Annotated in this window: 22 protein-coding genes; 7 read left to right on the top strand and 15 right to left on the bottom strand. The window is 60.6% G+C overall.

What is annotated here, in order from left to right; all coding sequences use genetic code 11:
• Positions 1-463 precede the first annotated feature (463 nt).
• Positions 464-1,798 carry an acetamidase/formamidase family protein gene (locus A6V37_RS16370; protein WP_064286138.1) on the top strand — a complete coding sequence of 445 codons (1,335 nt, stop codon included), beginning with the start codon at positions 464-466 and terminating at the stop codon, positions 1,796-1,798.
• Between the two features lie 374 nt (positions 1,799-2,172).
• Here A6V37_RS16370 and A6V37_RS16375 read toward each other — a convergent pair whose 3' ends face one another.
• Positions 2,173-2,343 carry a hypothetical protein gene (locus A6V37_RS16375; protein ID WP_157447881.1) on the bottom strand — a complete coding sequence of 57 codons (171 nt, stop codon included), beginning with the start codon at positions 2,341-2,343 and terminating at the stop codon, positions 2,173-2,175.
• A 515-nt stretch (positions 2,344-2,858) separates the two neighbouring features.
• On the opposite strand from A6V37_RS16375, the gene A6V37_RS16380 reads away from it, so the two are divergent.
• Positions 2,859-3,236 (top strand): RidA family protein, encoded by a 378-nt coding sequence (locus A6V37_RS16380; RefSeq protein ID WP_064270239.1) that lies wholly within the window; start codon positions 2,859-2,861, stop codon positions 3,234-3,236.
• 788 nt (positions 3,237-4,024) lie between these two features.
• Here the strand turns inward: A6V37_RS16380 and A6V37_RS16385 are convergent.
• The 4 genes from A6V37_RS16385 to A6V37_RS40085 form a co-directional block, all read right to left on the bottom strand.
• Entirely contained in the window at positions 4,025-5,152 is a 1,128-nt protein-coding gene (locus A6V37_RS16385; RefSeq protein ID WP_064270238.1) for an amidohydrolase family protein, read from the bottom strand.
• A 691-nt stretch (positions 5,153-5,843) separates the two neighbouring features.
• Positions 5,844-6,044, bottom strand: coding sequence for a hypothetical protein (locus A6V37_RS16390; protein ID WP_064270237.1), 201 nt, complete (start codon positions 6,042-6,044; stop codon positions 5,844-5,846).
• Between the two features lie 354 nt (positions 6,045-6,398).
• Positions 6,399-6,662, bottom strand: a complete 264-nt coding sequence (locus A6V37_RS16395; protein ID WP_064270245.1) for a DUF4148 domain-containing protein — start codon at positions 6,660-6,662, stop codon at positions 6,399-6,401.
• Between the two features lie 596 nt (positions 6,663-7,258).
• A complete protein-coding gene (locus tag A6V37_RS40085) occupies positions 7,259-7,543 on the bottom strand; it encodes a LuxR C-terminal-related transcriptional regulator (RefSeq protein WP_082902802.1) in 285 nt (94 codons plus the stop codon).
• Positions 7,544-7,802: 259 nt separating this feature from the next.
• On the opposite strand from A6V37_RS40085, the gene A6V37_RS16405 reads away from it, so the two are divergent.
• Positions 7,803-8,231, top strand: coding sequence for a hypothetical protein (locus A6V37_RS16405; RefSeq protein WP_131799912.1), 429 nt, complete (start codon positions 7,803-7,805; stop codon positions 8,229-8,231).
• Positions 8,232-8,798: 567 nt separating this feature from the next.
• Here A6V37_RS16405 and A6V37_RS16410 read toward each other — a convergent pair.
• The 3 genes from A6V37_RS16410 to A6V37_RS16420 form a co-directional block, all read right to left on the bottom strand.
• Positions 8,799-9,173 carry a 3'-5' exoribonuclease gene (locus A6V37_RS16410; RefSeq protein ID WP_242665886.1) on the bottom strand — a complete coding sequence of 125 codons (375 nt, stop codon included), beginning with the start codon at positions 9,171-9,173 and terminating at the stop codon, positions 8,799-8,801.
• A 161-nt stretch (positions 9,174-9,334) separates the two neighbouring features.
• Positions 9,335-9,583: a hypothetical protein gene (locus A6V37_RS16415; protein WP_131799911.1), complete on the bottom strand. Its 249-nt coding sequence runs from the start codon at positions 9,581-9,583 to the stop codon at positions 9,335-9,337.
• Positions 9,584-9,653: 70 nt separating this feature from the next.
• Positions 9,654-9,908 carry an HAD domain-containing protein gene (locus tag A6V37_RS16420; RefSeq protein ID WP_131799910.1) on the bottom strand — a complete coding sequence of 85 codons (255 nt, stop codon included), beginning with the start codon at positions 9,906-9,908 and terminating at the stop codon, positions 9,654-9,656.
• Between the two features lie 801 nt (positions 9,909-10,709).
• On the opposite strand from A6V37_RS16420, the gene A6V37_RS16425 reads away from it, so the two are divergent.
• Positions 10,710-10,997 (top strand): helix-turn-helix domain-containing protein, encoded by a 288-nt coding sequence (locus tag A6V37_RS16425; RefSeq protein ID WP_064270232.1) that lies wholly within the window; start codon positions 10,710-10,712, stop codon positions 10,995-10,997.
• Between the two features lie 523 nt (positions 10,998-11,520).
• On the opposite strand, the gene A6V37_RS16430 is transcribed toward A6V37_RS16425, so the two are convergent.
• The 3 genes from A6V37_RS16430 to A6V37_RS16440 form a co-directional block, all read right to left on the bottom strand.
• Positions 11,521-12,225: an SDR family oxidoreductase gene (locus tag A6V37_RS16430; RefSeq protein ID WP_064270231.1), complete on the bottom strand. Its 705-nt coding sequence runs from the start codon at positions 12,223-12,225 to the stop codon at positions 11,521-11,523.
• Between the two features lie 107 nt (positions 12,226-12,332).
• The gene (locus A6V37_RS16435; protein ID WP_064270230.1) at positions 12,333-13,190 is read right to left on the bottom strand and encodes an enoyl-CoA hydratase/isomerase family protein; all 858 of its coding nucleotides are present in this window, start codon (positions 13,188-13,190) and stop codon (positions 12,333-12,335) included.
• A 122-nt stretch (positions 13,191-13,312) separates the two neighbouring features.
• Positions 13,313-13,990: a VOC family protein gene (locus A6V37_RS16440; protein WP_064270244.1), complete on the bottom strand. Its 678-nt coding sequence runs from the start codon at positions 13,988-13,990 to the stop codon at positions 13,313-13,315.
• Between the two features lie 1,479 nt (positions 13,991-15,469).
• On the opposite strand from A6V37_RS16440, the gene A6V37_RS16445 reads away from it, so the two are divergent.
• On the top strand, positions 15,470-15,733 hold the full coding sequence (locus tag A6V37_RS16445) for a DUF4148 domain-containing protein (RefSeq protein ID WP_064270228.1): 264 nt from the start codon (positions 15,470-15,472) through the stop codon (positions 15,731-15,733).
• Positions 15,734-16,151: 418 nt separating this feature from the next.
• A complete protein-coding gene (locus A6V37_RS16450; protein WP_064270227.1) occupies positions 16,152-16,772 on the top strand; it encodes a hypothetical protein in 621 nt (206 codons plus the stop codon).
• Positions 16,773-16,845: 73 nt separating this feature from the next.
• Here the strand turns inward: A6V37_RS16450 and A6V37_RS16455 are convergent, their stop codons facing one another.
• The 4 genes from A6V37_RS16455 to A6V37_RS16470 form a co-directional block, all read right to left on the bottom strand.
• Positions 16,846-17,556 (bottom strand): DNA-3-methyladenine glycosylase I, encoded by a 711-nt coding sequence (locus A6V37_RS16455; RefSeq protein ID WP_242665885.1) that lies wholly within the window; start codon positions 17,554-17,556, stop codon positions 16,846-16,848.
• Positions 17,557-18,039: 483 nt separating this feature from the next.
• Positions 18,040-18,435, bottom strand: a complete 396-nt coding sequence (locus A6V37_RS16460; RefSeq protein WP_064270225.1) for a RidA family protein — start codon at positions 18,433-18,435, stop codon at positions 18,040-18,042.
• A gap of 117 nt (positions 18,436-18,552) precedes the next feature.
• Complete coding sequence (locus A6V37_RS16465; protein ID WP_423213154.1) at positions 18,553-19,014, bottom strand: nuclear transport factor 2 family protein; 462 nt, start codon at positions 19,012-19,014, stop codon at positions 18,553-18,555.
• Positions 19,015-19,150: 136 nt separating this feature from the next.
• Entirely contained in the window at positions 19,151-19,459 is a 309-nt protein-coding gene (locus tag A6V37_RS16470; RefSeq protein WP_064270223.1) for a DUF4148 domain-containing protein, read from the bottom strand.
• 508 nt (positions 19,460-19,967) lie between these two features.
• On the opposite strand from A6V37_RS16470, the gene A6V37_RS16475 reads away from it, so the two are divergent.
• Positions 19,968-20,405, top strand: a complete 438-nt coding sequence (locus A6V37_RS16475; protein WP_064270222.1) for an OsmC family protein — start codon at positions 19,968-19,970, stop codon at positions 20,403-20,405.
• Positions 20,406-20,550 lie beyond the last annotated feature (145 nt).

Consider the following 20,550-nt stretch of genomic DNA (forward strand, 5'->3'; position numbering starts at 1 on the left):
GCGACAGGTACGGCGAAGCGTTTGAATCGCCGGCGCTAATGCATAGCTCCGCCCGGTACGAGCAGCGCTTTCAGGCATCTGGACAGAGGACTGGAAGCGCGACCGTGTCCATCAACATGCCTGTAACGCGTCGACGCGCTCGAAAACGAAGCGCTGCGCCGCATTCAGGCCGGCAGCACTTTCACCGGACTGTGCGACATGCTCGTCGCGCGGGTGGGCGAAGCCGGCGGCATCGTGAAGGACGGCGCGCTGCTCGCCGGCTGGCTCGGCAGCGAGCTCATCACCGGTGTCGATACGACGTAAATGCCCCGTACACGCCCTTGAGAGACGAAATCTGGATCTCCGGCCCCTCACGAGCGCGAACGACGAATCACCCCAGCCCGCACGATCGGCCCCACGAGCGATCGTGCTCCTCTGTCAAACAAACAGACGCCGCATTTGATGCGGCACGTGGAGAGCAAACATGACGACCCTCGTTTCCGATGCCATCACGGTGCAGCCGCCTGTCAAACGGCTGCGTGTCGTTTCCTACACGAGCGGGCTCATCGGGCCCAGCCAGACGATGCTAGGTCCGCTCGCCGACGGCGGCACGCTGATCGCCAGCACGCCGCCCGGCTGCTGGGGGCCGATGATCACGCCGGCCTTCCAGGGTGGCCACGAGGTGACGCAACCGGTCGCCATCGCCGGGGCCGAGGTCGGCGACGCCGTCGCGCTAAGGATTGAACGGCTGCGCGTCACGTCAGTTGCGACGTCTTCGGGCATGATGGAATTCGTCGAGGGCCGTTACCACGGCGACCCGTTCGTCGCCAAGTTCTGCCCGGCGTGCGGCACGGAGCACCCGGCGAGCTATGTCGAAGGCATCGGCGAGGACGCCATTCGCTGCGATCACTGCGGCGCCGAGGTCAGCGCCTTTCGCTTCAAGCATGGCTATGTGATCGTCCTCGATCAGGAAAACCAGGTCAGCGTGACCGTCAATCAGGAGGTCGCCAATGGCCTGGCAGGCAACGCGCCATTGATGTCGGCTCTGCCCGAGCTTGCGGCCCAGCATTCGATCCTGTCGCTCGCGCGTGCCGACATCCCGGGCGTGGCAGCGCACATGCGCCCGTTCCTCGGCAACATCGGCACGACGCCCTCACGCGACATCCCCGACTCGCACAACTGCGCCGATTTCGGCCAGTACCTGGTCGGCGCGCCGCATCGCTACGCGCTGACGCGCGAGGAACTGCACGCGGCCAAGACTGACGGGCACATGGACACCAACTCGGTCCGAGAGGGTTGCATCCTGATTTGCCCCGTCAAGGTGCCGGGCGCCGGCGTGTATCTCGGGGACATGCACGCGCAACAGGGCAACGGCGAGATCGCGGGGCACGCGACCGACGTGTCCGGCGAAACCGAGATCACCGTCGAGGTCATCAAGAACCTCGCGCTCGAAGGACCGATCCTGCTGCAGAACTTCGACGACCTGCCGCCGATGGCGCGTCCGATGAGCGCCTTGCAGCGGCAAAAGGTGGCCGAGCTCGGCGCGCGCTGGGGTCAGCGCGAGATCGAGGAGAGCGGGCCGATCACGTTCATCGGCAGCGGCGCCAACCTGAACGAGGCCACCGAGAACGGCTTGCGGCGCGCCGCGGGCGTGACGGGGCTCGCGTACGAAGAAGTCCTGAATCGGGCGACGATCACGGGCTCGATCGATATCAGTCGACTGCCCGGCACAGTGCGCGTGACCTTCCTGTGCCCGCTCGCGATCCTCGACCGCATGGGGATCGGGCGTCTGGTGCGCGAAAAGTACGAGCTCGAATAAAAACGCGCCGCGCCTCATTTCGGATTTTCGGATGAGGCGCGGCGCGTGCGCGCGTGACGTCGATCGGGGCGTCCGACACCCCTCATTCCTGGTGCTGGACCGACTCGATGAGATTGTTGCGAAGTGCGACGATCGCCTTGGTTGTCTCTCGAAACCGTCCGCAGCCGCGCGGACCATAAGTTCTTACATGTGCATTTACGATAAGTGGTAACGCCGATAACATCTGCGTGAGGATTTGATGAAAGGCTGCGTATTGCGGGTTTGCTTCGCTGGCGGGTCTGCTTCGCTGCCGCTTTCATGATAAATGTGTCAGGCACAACCCACCGCATTTTTCACGCGCAAGAAGCGCGGCAAGCCATCTGAAAATGCACGGGTCATCCGATCCGAAATACCGCCTCTATTACCGCCACGACCAAGGGGGGAATGTGGTGAAGGACGTCAATGTCGGCATTGACTGCACCACGAGCTTTCAGCAAAGCATCAAGTTGTCCGATTTCACGATTGTGTTCGACGGGGCCGAGAAAGCTCGTCAATGTAGTCGTCATGCCTAGGTATGTCCGTGAGACCTTTGCACCGGTCGGTCGAAGCGCCTCCCGGTAGTCCCAACGCATGATGCCGTGCATGCACGGGCCTGTGACTCCAACTCCCGCCCGACGTCCCGTGCCTGACGCGGTGAGCAGACGACGAGCTCGCTGGCGCATCAGGAACCCAGATCTCCTGATACTGTGACCGTGCGCCGAACTGGCGCTTACGCGCGACGTCACCGAGGATGCATGAACGACAGCAACATGCGCGATGAAACTCAAACGGCCGTTAATGGGTGCTGAACCGACGTTTGGACGGCCGAGCGACATGGCGAGCGAATGACGCTTCATGGCCGGTAGTACGCGTTCACCCACCTCGGCGAAAAGCGGCCGTTGAAGATTCAAAGGTCTTCTCTGTGTGACGCTCAGCGAACTGGTGCTATCGGCCACAAGCGGACGGTCGACGAACCAGCCTAAATTGTTGACAATACAATTGCCACTGACGTAACAGACACGAGTTTGCGGAGGTAATTCAAATGACGATTGAATACTTTGCTGAGAGTAATCCGGGCACAAAAACTCTGCCACGCTCGCTAGCGACGAAGGCCGGCAACTTTGTGTTTGTATCCGGTCAGGTAGCCAGAGACGAAGACGGCAGCATCGTCGGTGGCGGGATAGAAGCTCAAGCACGTCAGGCATTGAAGAACGTCGCTCATGTACTCGCGCTCGCGGGTTGCAGGCTCGAGGACGTCGTGAAGACAACCGTCTGGCTTGAAGACGCTCGCGACTTCGATGAATTCAATCGCATTTACGGAGAGTTCTTCCGCGAGAACAAGCCGTCACGTTCGACACTACAGGCGAAGAACATGGTCGGCACCAAGGTAGAAATCGAGGCCATTGCTTATAAGCCTTGACCCCGTCACGGCTTTCGATGCTGTCACCTACTGTGCCTACGTGCTTGGCCTGGAAGCTATGCTGCACCTGCTTTCGGGCGCAAACCCCTCCATCGAGCGGTCGGTCTAAAGGCCGCCGTTCATGGCGAACGTTAGCTGCTAATGGTTTTATACCGCCCGTTCTTGCTTAGCTTGGCTTGGCGCTACTGCTCGCCATTAACTGTGCATTCGCCGACCAGATAGAGGGCTATTACCGTGCCTTTAATCGACGAGGCTATTTCCCGGTCCCGCCGCCTCCTGATTCCTCCATGTGAAGCATGCCGCGTCGAGAATGGCATAAGCAGACGGCTAACCAATCATTCAAACTGACCTACGCAAAATGCCGCGCAGTCCGATGAATTCAAGCGTTAAATGACCGCTTTGGAGAAAGCTGTACGGCCGGTTAGGGTCGCTTCATGCCCCTCGCATCTCTGCTGCGATCAGCGATCGATCGAGCTCCGTATCGTACCGGGTTTGGCCGGGTCCGGTCGCTGACCCAAACCCACTCGCGGACATTCGGGGGGAGTTTTGCCCTGACTGCGGACCTTCGGCTGTTGAGGACAGATGTAAATTCTTAAAAGAAGCCGGTGGGTCCGCGCCGGGTCGGGGGGCAGTTCCGGGTCGACAGCCGAGGTTCGTGGTCGAGCCGCAGTCGAGTTGCCGTCGGACTCACGACTTTGGTCAGTAGGAGAAAGCCGCCGAAGCTGCTTCCCATCATCGCGCCTGCACCTGTGGTTGTATCGGCTCGGCAAGCACTGTCGGGCAAGCTGTCACCGCGTCAGACGCGGCAGAAGCGCGAGCGCGTTCTCCCGGCCGATGGCAAGCAAATCTGCGTCAGAGAGGCCGAGTTGCCTCATGCGGCGAACTGTCTCCGCTAAAGGTGCGTAGGGATTGTCACTCCCGAAAAGAATCTGTGCCGTCGGCACCAAGCTGGTAAGTGCGGCGATCGCCGGAGCGAAGGCTGTATCGGCGATGTCGTAGTAGAGGCGACGGAGTTCGTACTCAATGCCGTTAGGGGCCTTCTCCGCAACGTTTGCTGGAGGGAACTCGAGCATACGTCCGTACATCATGGGCATGGTGCCGCCCGCGTGCGTGAAGATAAAGCGTACGTTTCTGTATAGGGAGAAAGAGCCTGTGTACAACAGGTTCGCAATGGCGCGCGCGGTATCCTGCGGAATCTCGTCCACTACCGGTGGGACGTTTGCCAGCAAGGTTCGACAACAGAATGGCACGGTGGGATGCACGAACACCACCGCTTTGCGGCGGTCGAGCTCTTCGAAAACAGGCCTGTACGCTGCATCGCCCAGCCACCTGTCACCGTAGCTGGTCAGCAAACCGATTCCGTTTGCTTGCAGCACGTCGAACGCATACTCGATTTCGCGAAGACTACCTTCCTGATCGGGCAGCGGAAGGGCGGCAAACAGCCCGAAGCGGCCCGGATAGGTCCGGCCGAGATCCGCCGCATACTCGTTGACCCGGCGAGCTGTTTTCCGTGCCTGCTGCGCGTCACCGAACCAAACGCCCGGTGTCGTGAGCGACAGTATGGCGGTGGCAACACCGCTGCCGTCCATTGCGTTAATTGCGTGCTCGGGCGCCCAGGTGTTCCACGCTGGAGTGAGCTTGCCGCCGAAAGACGCTGTGATCCGTTCACGGTTTTCAGCGAGATAGAAGGGGGGAATGTGATGATGATGTACATCGATCAGGCCTGACTTCACGATAGCCGGCGCTTGCGCAAATGCGCGCGAAAGGCATCCAGTCCCGATCGCTGCGGCGCAAAGCGCTACCTCTGCGGCGCCGGTGAGGAATCCTCGCCTTTTCTCATTGACCGGGGCGGGGATCGAAGGATTGCAGCAGCCACAGCGACTGAGAAGCAGCCGTTGCCCAAAGCGATCGTACATACGCTTCTCCCTGTGACGAAAGAAACGATTAGGTCGCGCGCGTTCCAGGAAATTCGTGGCTGGCCCCATCTCTCTATATTCAAGGCGACCACCGGCTGTTGGTCAACAAGGACGCAGCGAGGAACTGTACGCAACCGCTCTCCAACACGGCGGGATCGGAAGTTTGACGCCGCGCGGCCGGCGGTACGTTCGACGGGTAATCCTGTGGCGACGGACCGCAGACTTGCCGGCTTGTCGGGAAACATGGAGAAGGGCGCGCTCGAGAATTTCAACGCCCCCTTTGTTCGCTGAGTCCGCCTCGAGCAATGTGCAAGGGTGGCTGACGAAATGTCCGCAGCATATCGCGTATGAAGAATGTCCGTTTTGCATGCGACGCCAGCCGTTGCCTGCACGATACCCTGACGGCCCGCTTCGGGCCGATCAGAGGCGGCCGCGCGGCTCATCGCGATTCGCTGGGCTGCCACCGTCCTGTCCGGCCGACGTGTTGCGAGGATACGGATTTCACTTTTTCGGGCACGCAGAAACTACGGGCCGTTCTGTGACTTCCCACACTCCTGCTACGTAACGTAACGTTTCACTAGTACCGGGTAAACGTTGTTCGCTTATACGCAAGCATTTTTCCGCAGCCCCACTCCCCAAGACGTGCATAACGGGATGGTCAAACGTGACGCGGCATTTCTTCCGCCGAAGGTCAACTCCTCTCGAGCGCTTCGAGCAAACGCAGTGCCTCGTCGAGCCCTTTCACGCGGCCTGCCTGCGACGGCACGAGCGATGCACTCCATACGGAGTTGATCCGATGCCGCCAATAGGCCAGCGGGATGTGGCATTCCGCGGAAATAAACGAGATCACGCGCTCAAGATGTTCAATGTCTTTTTCGAGTTGACGATTCATTGCGCCCCCACGGGAATACCAGACCGAACCAAATTCAGAGCATAAAATATGCCGCGAGGGACCCACTTTATGTGTTAAACGCCCGGGTCAGGCGTTTTCTCCAACGGGTAGAAAGGGCCGGACATCTGGTCAGGGGTGCGAGGCAGCGTCGACTGCTCAAGCGCGAATCTGAGCGGAGCGCACGCGCCGATGGCGTCAAAGACTGCGGCTATCCGCAGTACGTCCAGACGACGCGATGTCCCGTCGTGTTCATCGTTGTGCCGCTCGCCATGGTCGTGCTGCCGTCAGCTCGGGGTCTGCCATTCTCCCGGGACGCTGTGCGGCGCGTTCCGTACACGCATCCCGGGCATCGGCTCACTGCCCGCCGTAGAGCGCGTTCAAGCGATCCAGTGTGCCGTCCTGCTGGGCGCGCTGCAATTCCTGCTTGACCTCCGCGCGAGTCTTGCCAAGGGGGGCGCCGCTCATGCTACCGCCCCCGGGCGTGCCGCCGACCGCGTCCGACGTCATAGCTGCGTTGCTGTCGGAGGCCGTGCTGGATACGTCAGTGTTGTCACCCGCATAGGCCAGCGTGGTGCACAACGTCAATGCGGCAATAGGGATCAAAATCAGAGCTTTCATCGTATTCTCCAGCATGATGCATGACATGCCCGACGCCGATCGAATCACACAGTTTGCGCCGGGATTTCGTGCCGCTTAGAAAAGCATCAAAGGTTCTTGCAATGACTCGGCACGCTCTTGCAATACCCGGGCAGATTTTCCTTTATTCCCGAGTTATCTCCCTTTTTTTGTATCGCGACCGCTCCAGGATAGGTCCCAGGCATTCAGCCTGGATCTATTTTCATCACCGGCAACTTGCTCTCCTGGTGTTGATGGCTGTTCTGCTGGTTGTTCCGTCGAGTCGGATATTGGAAGTATTTTTCTGATCTGCAATCAGAACGTCGGCGTAGCACACGCAAGCCAGCTCAAGGCCCTGCCTGGATGGGCAAGTCCTGTCTCCCACAGCCCATCCAGAGGGCCACTACGGTGCGGAGATCAGAACGACATCGGTTCGCGGAAGTCTGGCGTTCATGGCGGCGACCCCCATCGAGATTTTGGGCTACGCCTGCCTGCCCCGCCCAAGGATTGCGACACACCGGCAGGCACAACTGCACTGTATGCACTGGCCGCGAACGCGTGAATCAGGCGCAATTGCTAAAAGGGGCTAGGGGATTGCCTTATTCAGCGGTCAAGCTCTGGCCCAATTGGCTCTTGATCCACTGAAAGACGAAGCGCATCAGGTCCTCGCCGCTCCGAATATGCAGCTTTTCCTTGATGTTGGCCTGGTGTGCCTCGATGGTCCCCACGCTCCGACTCAGCTCCCCGGCGACTTCGCGGGTAGGATCATCATGGCGGAACAAGGTGAGTTCATTCAGACGGGTGTGGATGACTGGACCACCCTGCCAGCTGCCCTTGGATGCCTGACCGCGTGACCGGCTGTCGTGGGTTGAGAAACCTCCCATTTAGACGCGCCCATCACATCGACATCGACGGATTCAGAAGCCCGGGAATTCCAGCTGGATGGAGCCGTTCTGCCAGAAAATGCGCGGGGGCTTTACTTGTGCCATCGGTACCGCAGGCGCGCCATCGCCGTCTGGCACAACGGCGAAGCGATTGGCGCGGGCAACTGCGCCGGGCACCCAGTCGCTGTGCACGCACACGGCCCCTGCCATGTGGCATGAAGGAGGGATATCGCGGCCCTGCCCATCGGGAGGATGACAAATGACCATGACACAACCAGGTACCCCGACGCCGATGCGCGCGTCGCTGGAGGCACAAGCGCTCGAAGCGGTGCTCAACGGCACGCAATGGTTGATGGGGCCGACGCTGGGCGAACAGCAGGAGCCGGACGCGACAGATATGCACGTGGCAGCAGGCCGGTGGAAGGATGAAGGCCGCGTGTTCGCCATTGAGCGGGCGGGCCAGACCTTGTACCCGCGGTATCTCTTCGATGAGTCCGGCACGCCGATCCCTGAGGTTGACGAAATTCTGGGCGTTTTCGCGGGCTACGCACCATTGCGGATTGCTTCGTGGTTCGAATCGACCAACAGCCTGTTACATGGCAGACGCCCGCGCGAATGCCTGGCGACGGTTCCATCGGCTGTGGTTGAAGCCGCCCGGGACCATGTGGCCAGCGCCATGCACGGATAGCGCCGGAAAACCCGTCGGGCCACCGGCGCACCGCCGCGCCGGGCGGAGCCGAAGACGCCGATCGCGGGTCTTCCGGCGGACACAGCCACCTTCCAGGCCGGGCAAAAGTCATTGGAGTGGCCAGCCCGACACACACGGTGACCATTTGCGCAGGATTTCCCTGCCGGGGATAGATCCCTCAGGCAGGGCTGTCCGCCCGTCCCGCATTCCAGAAACGCGATCCGCGCCGCTCACAGGCCAGGACCTCTAGTCGCGTGTGCGTCGACCCATTCCATCAGCGTTGACCGCCAAGAGAGTCGAACCAGGCGTGCGCGTAAGCACAGCCGTGATTGGGGATGCCCGAACCGGAGAGTGCCTGGTCGAAGAACGTTCGGGCGGGCTCGGGAATTTCGTCAAGACGAACATAGTGGAAGCCTGCGTCGTTCACGCGAACCGTGACCTCTGGCTGTGCCGGTCGCGGCGGCAACCCTTCGCGACCCTGATTCAGTGCGGCTGCAAGACAGCGCGCAACGAGGTCCCACACGCTGGTGGCCCATCTCGGATAACTGCGCGCGATCGCCCGCTCCCCTACCTCACCGAGTACCGCATCGTCCAGGACCACCGCATAATCGGCGAGCGCTCCGGCCCGCAGTCGCCCGGTATGCCCACGAGCCAGGCGCGCAATGCCTCGCACAACTGGTCAAACGGCATCGCGCGTCCGTCGAACTGCCCCAATTGCGGCAGCACGACCGTGCGCACGAAGTCACTGCATAGTGCCGGATCGAAGTCGGTCCGTTCACCGTAGAACTCGTGGCCGTTCTCGCCCACGACGGCGATGCTGATCAGCTGGCAGCGCCGGAAATCGGTGAACTCGGTGTCAATGAAATAGCGGCTGTCCTGGCCCCCCGCAGCCCCGCTCGGGATCGGATGCACCAGCGCGCCATGAAATCGGGTATCGGTCATGGACGGGCGCGCCTTCCCGCGTTCCGGGGACACGGCGGCCCGGCGCGGCGACCGGTCCGTTCGACATTCAGCATCTGTTCGCTCCTGCTTCATATTGAGGCGACCTGGACCACCCGCACGCTGTCGCGCGCCACTGGCCATCCACGCCGCCGCCAGATTCTTCATTGCCCACCGTCGTCGTCCGGGTCCGCAGCCGGTCCCACGCCGCCGGCCGGCTGCGGCCCGGCGCCCGGTGAGCGCGCGGGACGACGACGGAGCGGACCGGCGAGCACGCTCGCATGCGCGGGAAACGGCACGGTGGCAGCCTGACGCGCCTCGTCGTTTGTCGCCTGCGCGAAACGCCGCAGGCGCGCCCGCAGTGCTTCGGATGGCTCGTCCGGAAACTGCACCGGTCGTCTGCGCCTGCTCATGTCAGTCCCTCACAGAACCGCGTCGGCCGTAACGATTGCGCGCTGGCCGTGATAAGGCGGATTATCACGGCTAGTCCTCGCCTGACCGGTGGAGCGCCGCGAGCCGCGTCTGCAGCTCCATGAGCACCGCCGGCGCGCTGATGCCCAGCACCGGATCGGTGCGCACCAGATGGCTCCGGCACACCGCCGGCCAGCCTGCGTCGTCATCGTCGAGCGCGAGCCACGCATCGGGCTCGCGCCGGCATACGTCGCCCCAGACCTGCACACCACGCGGAAGGGACCGGAACCACTCCGGATCCATCCGGCGGTGGAAGGTCGCGCCCACTGCTGGAATCGTATTCGGTCGCCCCTACCCGGATCTCGCTCAGCGGTTCGAGGGTCCACTGCTCGACCTCCCGGGCCTGGCGCGTGCTCAGCACGGCGGCGCCGCGCAGCACGGTATCGCCGTCAGCGAACTGGGTCAAGCGACGGCGCGCTTCCGGTCAGGTCCATCATCACGATCGCCGGCATGTCCCGCGAGCGCCGCGGCGAGACCCGGAGGATGAGTACGCCCCGCGGAACCAGTTGCGAGATCACCCCCCACACGCCTGCGCCCTCGGGCTGGAAAGCGACTGCCGACGAAGGCAAACGGTTATTTTCACTTGCTACAAACATAGAACATCAACTCAAATTTCCGACTCGCCGACGCGACGCCAATGTGAATCCATCGCACCGGCATCTTTCGTCGCCCCTGCCTGGTTACCGCAACGACGGACCACTGCGCTGCGGCGAAGACCAGAAAGCTGACCGTCTCCTCCATGCACCCGGCGCGGCATTACGCCTGAAAAGGTTTCACCAGTCCCGCCCGATCGGGTGAGACTCGAATTAGCCCGTATCCGTCACTGACATCAACCTTCCCTTAATTTTCTTGAATTCCAGACGCCACAGGATTTCGGCCACAGGTTACCGTCACTGCAGACTCACTGATCCGACTCTCGCGAGCGCCTCTGGAGGCACCAGCCGCAAAATGCTCGCCGGATTCCGGTGGTTCATAAAAAGAACGGTGAATCAAATCAAATGAACACTATAGGTTGTAGCCCTTTAGTATTCTCAATGAGTTCGTCTAATCCTTTATCGGAGGACTTGCATGCGCCGCAATGCCACGCTGGGCAAAGCACTGAAACAGCTTCGGGAGATCGCTAACGTGACCCAGGAAGATTTCGGACTGGTATCCAGCCGCACCTACATCAGTACGGTCGAGCGGGGTCTGAAGTCACCAACACTGGGAAAGATCGAGCAGCTCGCGGACGTGCTGGGCGTCCATCCCCTCACCCTGCTGACGGCGGCCTACATGGAAAGACTTACTCCCAAAGAGGTTGACCGGACGACGGCCCTGCTGCGCGACCAGTTGCTGGCACTCGTTAGCGAGAAGTGAGGGAGGCGCTCCGGTATTGCCGGGGAGAAGTATGCGCTGCTTGTCCAGATGACACTGGACACCGGAACTCGCTGATGTCCGATATCTGAATTCACCGGTCAGACGGGCGGTCCCTAAGCGACGCGCAACCATACTCCCAAGCCCGGCAACGATTGGCCGCTCCGTCACAAGTAAGGATCTCCGGACCGCCGTCCCGCCGGTTGCGGCCAGCCGGGCGGTCAGCGGCGCTGATAATGCCGCGTTATCGCGGCCAGCCGTACGGCCCGTCAGGGGGCGAACCCCGGAGCGTTTCCCGCTCAGGCTGCCAGGCACCGGGCGGCCATCGCATGGTGATCCGCCAAGACTCGAGGCGGCCTGGTGCCCGGTCATAGGCTCAAGGTGGGGACATCAAGCAACGGGTAGTCGTCCGGTTGCATCATCCGTGAGCTCAACGGAGCCACAGGTGCCATGCCGGCGGTTGCAAACTTGGCAGCATGATCAATATCACCCTCGTGCGGCCTGACTGACAGGGGCTTCCGCGCCTTCACTGTGGCGCCGGTGCGTCCAGATAGACGCCTGCCGACAGTCCGGCCTTCACTTGCCGCGTGAACTCGTCGGTGGACACTTCCTCCGCCCCAGCTTCGATCGCGTCGTATGCCTGACGCACGACGTCGCCCGGCGTCGCCTTCGGCACTTCCAGCACGCGCGTCAGATCCGTATCGATAAATCCGGCATGCAGCCCGACCACCTGCGTGTGCTGCTCGCGCAGCGAATGACGCAGGCCGTTGGTCACCGCCCACGCGGCCGACTTCGACACGCCGTAACCGGCGAGGATCGGCCGGTTTATCCAGCTCGCAACAGACAGCACGTTCAGGATCGCGCCGCCGCCGTTGCTGGCGAGGTTGCCCGCGAACGCCCGCGACATCGACAGCATGCCGAACACGTTGGTTTCGAAGTGATCGCGCAACGCGTCGAGCGCGCCGTCGTCCGTCAGGCTGCCAAGCCGAGCGATGCCCGCGTTGTTAATCAGAAGCGTGACGTCGCGCGCCGTGTCGGCGGCAGCGGCCACGGCCGCCGGATAGGTCACGTCAAGCTTCACGAGCACGACGCCCGGCAGCGCTACGCTGGCCGGATTGCGCGCGCCCGCATAGACCTTGCGCACTCCTCTTTCGAGCGCCTGCTTCGCGAACTCAAGCCCAAGCCCGCGGTTCGCGCCAGTCACGAAAACAACAGAACCTTCGATCTTCATATCTCATCCTTTCGCATGTCGGATCGCTGAGAGGCCGCCTGCGGCCCCTTGAGACCTGGGTGCGAATGCCTCTGCTGGCGGGGGTAGCACGGATTGCTCGCAGAGGCTCAACCCTTCGGCGCGCCGGTGAGCGGCAGATCTTTGTCATCGTTGCCCGCCTGCCCAAGCGTAGGCAGGTACCTGCCGAAATTCATTTCGAAGTCGCTCGGCACGCCGTAGGCCAGGTTCCTGAGCTTGGCGCGCCGGGCTTGCCCACTTGGCGAGGCCAGGGCCGGGAAGAACAGGTCGATGCTCGACTGGAGTTCGGTAGCCGTTGGCATTCCGAAGCGATTGATCTGGGTTTTAGCCGCGCCGAGCGTTTCACGGTCGAATGAGGCCAGACGTCGGGCAAGCGTATCGACAAAGGAGTCGAGGTCGGCATCGTCCAGCGTGCGGTTCACCCAGCCATAGCGTTCGGCGATGTCGGCGTCGAAATCGTCAGCGCTGAGGGCAATCTCAAGTGCCCGCGACCGGCCGACCAGGCGCGGAAGCCATTCCAGCGCCCCGCCGGCCGGTACAAGGCCGACGCCGACTTCCGGGTTGCCGAATATCGCATTCTGCCGGCTGGCGAAGCGCATGTCGCAGGCCAGCACGAACTCGTTGCCGATGCCGCGCGCGCGGCCGCGAATCTTGGCGATGCTCACGACCGGCGCTGACGAGAGGCGCAGCACGCAGTCGCGCCACAGGCCCAGCACCTCCGGCCGTTCGGCTGCCCTGGCTACGTCGAGATGGGCGACGAAAAAATCGGGATTCGCCGACTGAAACAGTACGACCTTCACTGACGGGTCCGCCTCGAGGTCGGTCATTAACACCGCAAATTCGTCGATCGTTGCAGGCACAAACATATTGATCGGCGGGTTGCTGAAGGTGACCGTCCACCGGCCCGGATTGGTTCGGTCGATGTCGAGTTGCGAAGAATCGGGCATGGTGCTTCTCCTGAGGCGATGAGTAGACCCGCGCTGCGTTCAAGCGGTCTCGGGTCGCGCCAGCTTGCACGTCAGGGACCTCTACTGCGCAGAAGAGCCGGTTGAAGAATCAGAGGTGCCGCTCACAAAGGCAAGTCCTTGCCTGCCTGCTCATTTGCCATGTACTCGGCATACCAGTCCGGCCAATTTTCGTCGCGTTGGCCGCCGGTCCGCTTCTCGTGCTCGCCGTGCGCCGCCTCTGCCCGCCGGAGCGCCGCCGCGAAATCCGCCGTAGAGGTGAAGGTCGTGGCGTCTGTGTCCAGGCGACCGGGCGCTCGATGTGTGAGCTCCTGGAACAGCCAGCCATTGCCGTCCGGATCACTAAACGAGGCGAACGAGCGATAGCTGCGTTGCTCGGGGTCCCGACCGCTAATGCGGATCCGCCCGAACAGATAGGGATCATCCGGGCCGGCGTACGCGCCAGCGGCATCGTGAAATACTTCACTCATCTCGACCCCACGTTCCAGCAACTCCTTACGAACTGCCTCGACGTCGGAGACGATCAGGTACAGCCCCTGTGCGGAGCCGGGTGTGGCCGCTGTGACGTTCTTGCCGAAGATGACCGAACACCCGGAACCGGGCGGCGTGAACTGGATTACGCGGAAATAGCCATCGTCGGAGGCAAAGTCGGCGTCAAGCCTCCACCCCAAGCCGCCGTAAAAGCGCTTGGCGCGATCGACGTCAGAAACAGGGATGACGATGACCTCAAGCTTCATGTCGACGCCCCGCACGTTCGGGGTCCCGACTGCAGCGATGCTCATGTGAACCTCCCACTGCTTCGGCCGCAACGCGGCCTTCGAGATTGACGACAACGATAAGTGGTGACGGGGACCGGATGTGACTTGCGCGGGGCCGGGCCGGATCGGCTGCCACGGCTCTCAGGCTCGGGCGTCTGCACACAACTATCGAAGTTGGCCTGGCGTTCGGCGGACGCAAGCGTCGACGCGCATGCAATGTACCCCTACGCTGGCAACGCCCGCCGTCATGGACCTGAGTCATATCGTAGGTCGGCCTCATTACGAAATCCTCTCATCGTAACGCCAACGTCGGATTTGGATAGGACCTCGGCCGTGAACCTCGGAAGGCGACGGCAAAGGGTCACATGCCATCCGATTTCAGCGCCCGAAAGTCGAAACATTTCCTATCGCACCACGCCTTCGAAGAATCAGCCGCCACCTCTCTATAACGGCGCAGCCGGAGCCCTTTGCGTCCATAAATCGTTTTGCTAGCAGATAGCCTGCTTCGTCCCGCAGTCGGGGTTCGGACTAAGAAATGCCTACCGGATGCGCGCGAATAGATAGTTCAATTTGAACGTTAGCCTGGGCCGCCGCCTCGTCTTCCACGAACGCTCAAGAATCCGACAAGTCCTCCATAGGATGTGGCACAGAGTGCGGCGGGTGGAAACGCGTCACCTTCGCCGCAAATCCACACCACGGTTTCGGTAGCCTGATGAATACCGCGGCCGGGCGACCTCCATACCCTCGCGTGCCTCGATGAGCATGGTGCCGCTTCGTCCCTGTGCGGGCCATATTGCCTGGGCCGCACCATCTGCAACCGCGCGAGCGTGCCAAGGCGTCTGGTCGAGAGCGATGACTCGTCAGCGACCTTGCCAGAACAGTTCACCGAACAGCTCCTTGACCTTGATCGTGGCGTCGGCCCGGGGTTTCCCGCTCAACGGGTGTGATTTCATAGACTCGCCGCGCGCGCTTTCCGAACTGCCCGGGCCGGGAGAGCAAATACCTCGTCCCTTCCCGGCCTTGAAGCATCGGACATCGATACGGATCTGCCGAGTCAGGTAGACGGCTTTCTAACTCTGCGCGGTAGCCCATCCCGCCGGGGTCGCTCCCGCTTCATTGAAGCGATCCGTTCATGGCTGCGGACACGACACCGCGTTGACGCGTGTAGTCGTGGACGTGCCCGATACTGGCATCCGCGATCTGAACCTGAGCACGATAAGCGGCGGCAGTCGTTGCACTGCTACCCGCCGACCGCGACACCGCTTTCACACTAAGGTGATAGATCGACATGTCTTTGACTTTGCAATTTTCCGCCACAAGTGCGCACGAGTTGGCGTAGCCAACTCCTAAGTCGGTTGCCCCTTTGGTAAAGCGTCGCGAACTGACGCCACCTGTCACCGATTGATCCTTTCGAGCGCGCCTTTGACCCATTCACGACTGGGCGAATGTAACGCCTCAATTTAAAGTTTGCTCTCCTATTCACACATCGAATGAATCCATCAAATGAAACACTATCTGATTACTGTTCTCATCGCCGGTTCGGCTTCTATTTCCGTCTTTGCGCAAACCCCGGCGCCTGCGCAGCCCGCCAACAACGGCGCGCAAATCGCTCAAACTGGGAGCCCGGCACAGAATGGAGAATGGACGTCCCCACAAGATCAACCGGCGATGGAAAAGACGCGTACGCAGGTTCGTCAGGAACTCATGCTAGCGGAGCGTGATGGCCAGCTAGCCACGCTCAACTCGACCGTCTTCGCGCATCAATAAAGTATCTAAATCCCATGAATCGATCTACATGGCTAAAGCGTGCGGTCATCTATGTTGCGACCGCAGTTTCGATGGGGCTGCTTCTCGCAGGCTGTGCAATGCCTGCCACGAACCCGGCCAACGGATGTGTCGGTCCGCCAGAGTTTTGCAATACGTACTTCGGTAGCTGAGCAGTCGCGGCACATTCCTGGTAATGTGGAATGTGGCGCTTGAGTGCCGGCGCATTGGCTCGACGACACAATTCAGCCGGAACGAGAAAAGATTTCGAAGAGTTTCTCACAGTGGTGTGTTGTCCTGATGGTCAATCAACGTCCTGGTACAGTTCCGGACGACCACGGATAGTCGCGGTATCCGCTCGGATCCTTACACCGAAACCGTCTGTCGCGGGCGGTCCGTACAAACTCAACTGGAGCTTGTGATGAAAAAGCATTGGTCTGTGAGAACCGCAGAGGACTTCGGTCGCACCAGATTGTCCCCGTCTTTTTTTATGCGCGACTTTCTGCACAGCGAGATCGCTGCCATTCAGAGCTTTCAAAATTTGCCAGATGACCCGGCAGCTGCCGTGCGATCTGGCCGCGAGCTCTGCACCCAATTACTTGAGCCTTTACAAGCCACATTTGGCCGGCTGGCGATTCGCTCAGGCTACCGCTCTCAACAGGTGAACGAATTTGGCTGTCGGCACCGGCTCAGTTGTGCCTCCAATGAGAAAAACGCTGCGAGGCACATCTGGGATCATCGCAACAAGAACGGCATGGGTGCCCTCACTTCCGTAGTCGTGCCGTGGTTGGCCGACAGGATCGATACGGGAATCACATGGCAGTCAATGGCATGGTGGATCCACGACAACCTGCCGTACAGCGAGTTGCAGTTCTTCCCAAAGCTGTTTGCGTTTAATATCGGCTGGCACGAAGTACCGAAGCGGACCATATACAGCTTCATTGAACCCCGTGGATATCTGACCAAACCTGGTTTCGCGAACCACACAGGTGATCACAGTTCCTTTTACGTCGATTTCCCAAAGCTTGTCGTCGTGCGTTGACGACCGTCGATTCTCACTTCAGTACAGCGCTTGCTGTCATAAACAACGTCGAAGGTCGACGCTCGTACTCGGCTTAATCGCGCGGCCATACACCCGAACTTCCACGGCGGTGACTACCTACGAGGTGCGTGTCGACCATCCCTGTCGCTTCCATTAGTGCATACATGGTAGTCGGCCCGACGAATGTGAATCCTTTTTCTCTGAGTGCCTTGCTGAGCGCAATCGACTCGTCCGACGTGGTTGGCACCTCCGCCACCGTCATGGGTATCGGCGTTTTCTTTGGCTGATACGACCATATGAAATCGACCAGGCCACCTTCCAAGCGCAACGCTATCGTCGCTGACGCATTTTTTATCGTTGCCAGAATCTTTGCGCGATTCCGGATTATCCCAGGGTCGGCCAGTAACCGCGTCACGTCATCATCGTCGAATTCCGCTACCGCCTCGGGCACGAAATTGCTGAAGGCCGCCCGAAACGCGTCGCGCTTTCGAAGTATGGTGATCCACGACAGCCCTGACTGAAAACTCTCAAGCGCGAGCCGCTCAAACAGCCCGCGCTCATCTCGAACGGGCATTCCCCACTCTGTATCGTAATACTCCCTGAGGAGCGCGTCCGACGCGGCCCATGGCGTGCGCACCAGACCGTCGTCACAAGTCACCGGTCCCGCAGCTTCTGCCCGAGCCGGCATGGTACCGCCGCTGTCTGGGTTGAGCTCGACAGTCGAGTTTGTCGATGGCAGGCGTTTTTTCGGTGCTTTTGCGTCTGGCTTGCGCTTCGCTGGCATATACGTTTTGTTCGATTGGAACTGAGGTCACTGAACCGCTTCCTTCTGAAGCGACCCATGGTTGCTTTTGGCATGGGCAAAGCGGTAAGCCAGGGGACGAAGACCTCTCAGCCATACCGGTGCCTTTAGCTGTACTCGTGCCTAGTGATTCGACGCGATGCCGCCCAGGCGCGAGAACCACGACGATGTCGACGCCAGCAGCCGCCGTAGCCTTGTGTGCAATAGTTTTACCATGAAATTTCTCCAGCGTGGAATGTGTTTGGATTTCCGGGCACGTGCCCGGCGTGTAATGCGGCACGGCCTGAGGCGCGGAAGCCAGTTCCCGATCAGTCGCGCTGCTGGTGCTCTACTTGGTATTGACTTCGTCCGTCGCGCGAAAGTCAACGTCGACATCACGCTGCCTCCTTTACGGCAGTCGACCGTCATCACCAGGACGGTCGAAAATCATGGCACAGACTGATGATGTTCCTGGGCTGCGCCTACTCATAGCACTGCAGCAACGCAGTCGATTTCAATGTCAAAGCGTCCCGGCCAGGCCGGCACGTTGACGAAAATTCTGGCCGGGGGGTCCTTTGGAAAGTACTTTGCATAGATGGCATTTACCGCCGCAAACTGATCGACTGACGTGCAGTAGACGTTACACTTGAGGACGTTTTCCAATGACGAGCCGGCAGTTTCCACACACAGCTTCAGCTGCTCAAGCACAAGTTCAGTTTGTCTTTCGATGGGTGCGTCAATTACATCTCCAGTCGCTGGATCAAACGGAGGAAAGCCAGATACGAAGATCAGGCTGCCGTGTCGCGTAACCGCCGATGTGGGCGCCTTCCAGCGCTCGAGATACGTTGACAAGGGTTCAACGCGGATAGTCTCTCGCTTCATGTTTCTCTCCGTCGAGGTTCATTGATACCCGTTAAGGGCTTACCGGTAAGACGTTGATAGCTGACACTGCCAGGCCCGGCGCTGCGTGAATGTGCTGCGGCGCCGGGTCCAGCGTGTTCATGAAGCGGGCTTGTTCAAGCCGGCAACGAGTGCCTTGAAGCCGACCCATCCCCAATAGACCCGATGGTGGGCAATCAACCCGTTCTCGATGTCCATCACCTCGACAAGATCAACCTGATCGCCGTGCGGCGTGTCGCGCGGATACTCCCAGGTCAGTTGCCGGCCATTGGAGAAGAACGTCCCCGTTCGATACCAGCGGCCGAGATCGTTCTGCAGCTTGCGAAGACCCGCGTCGAAGAAAGGCTGGATTTGCGCTTTGCCCTTCAGGATGCCCTCGGTGCTGTCTTTCAGCGTCACCAGGATCAAAGGGGTTTCGAGGATGGCGTCCTCGGCATAGAGCGCCATCAGACCTTCCAGATCGCGGCTCAGGATGGTTTCGTGCCAGCGTTCATAAATGTGGCGGATTTCGGCATCGGTATTTCCGGTCATGGTTGACTCCAAATAAAAAATAGCTTCCATTTAATCAGTCTTGTCACAACGCCATCGCGGCACCGTGACAGCGACAGATCCAACGTTGAGTTGCTGCGCACTTAGGGGACCGTGCTCAATGACCAGATGCCTTCGGCATCCTGTTGGCACGACAACCATCAACGTGTTACGGATGGCTGTACATCGCGTCCCAGTCGGCCTTCGAGACGGCCGGGCGTCCCGTGTCCGACGAGTCGCTGGCGACACCGCCGACGCCCGTTGCAGCGTTTTGTGCTGCCACCTTGGCTTCAGCAGCCTGGATGTCGGCCGGATATGTCGTGTCGTCGGCGGCGGCGGGGTTATAGCCCGCTTTCTCGAGCTGGATCAGTTCGGCGCGTACCTGTGCACGGGTGACAGGCGCATTCGATTGGGCAAACACGGCAACGGGAGCAGCAAGGGCAGCGGCAACAACAACGGCTTGAATAAGGGACTTCATGCTAGCGATCCTTCGATGTGTGGATAAGGAGCCCCAACTTTAATTTGAGGCGTTACGTTCGCCCAGTCGTGAACGGGTCAAAGGCACGCTCGAAAGGATCAATCGATCCAGACGCTTCGCCGCTAGAGGTGGTCACGCCCGCGTTGTTGTACGGGATCACTGGCCTCCTTTCGCAAGCCCGTCCGTTACAGGCGGATCCAAGTGGTCCAGCCCGCTACGGGCATGTTGCAGGAGCTCGCGCCGCGTGCCCGTTTCCGCATCGAAGCGCCCGTACGCGTAACGGATTCCTTTGGCCTCGACGGAACGCGTACAACGGTGCCGAGTAGAAGGGTCGACCGATCCCGGCGAACCCACAGCAGCGGTTGTGCCGTTGGTAAAGCGTCGCGAACTGACGCCACCTGCCACCGATTGATCCTTTCGAGCGTGCCTTTGACCCGTTCACGACTGGGCGAACGTAATGCCCCAATTTAAAGTCTGGGCTCCTATCCACACATCGAAGGAATCAATCATGGAAAAGATCGAGAAAGTTCTCGCCTCAGGCACGACCCACGCCACGATCAATCGCGACCCCAATGTCGAGCCCGGCGCCCTCGACCTCAAGCTGTCGGCGCCTGGCGTCGAAAGCCTCGAGTTCATCGCTACCGACCTGCACCCGAGAGCCGAGCAGTTGTTTGCGGGCGCGTGGTCGGCCTGTTACACCACAGTGTTCGGGAGGGTGGCCTCGCTGAAGAAGGTCACGCTGCCGCCCGACTATTCCGTGGACATCCAGGTAAGCATTGGGTCCTCCGGTGCCGGGTATTGCCTGGGCGCCGAACTCACCGTCCGCGTGCCGGGTCTGGGAACGGAAGTCGTCGAGGAACTCGCGCAACTGACCCATCAGCATTGCCCGTACTCGAAGTCTGTGCATGGCAACATCGAGGTCATCACGAACATCGTCACGGTGTGATCGGATAAGGCGCACGCGTCTCACCAAACGTCTTTTCGCGTCGGTGATTGCGCATTTATGCGTCGCTGGGCCGTTGCGCATTGTCGTATTTCATGCGCACCGGCCACGGCATCGGATGGGGCGTGGTTTATTTACTTAAGTAGGA

The organism is Paraburkholderia ginsengiterrae, assembly GCF_001645125.1.
GTDB classification, from domain to species: Bacteria; Pseudomonadota; Gammaproteobacteria; order Burkholderiales; family Burkholderiaceae; genus Paraburkholderia; species Paraburkholderia ginsengiterrae.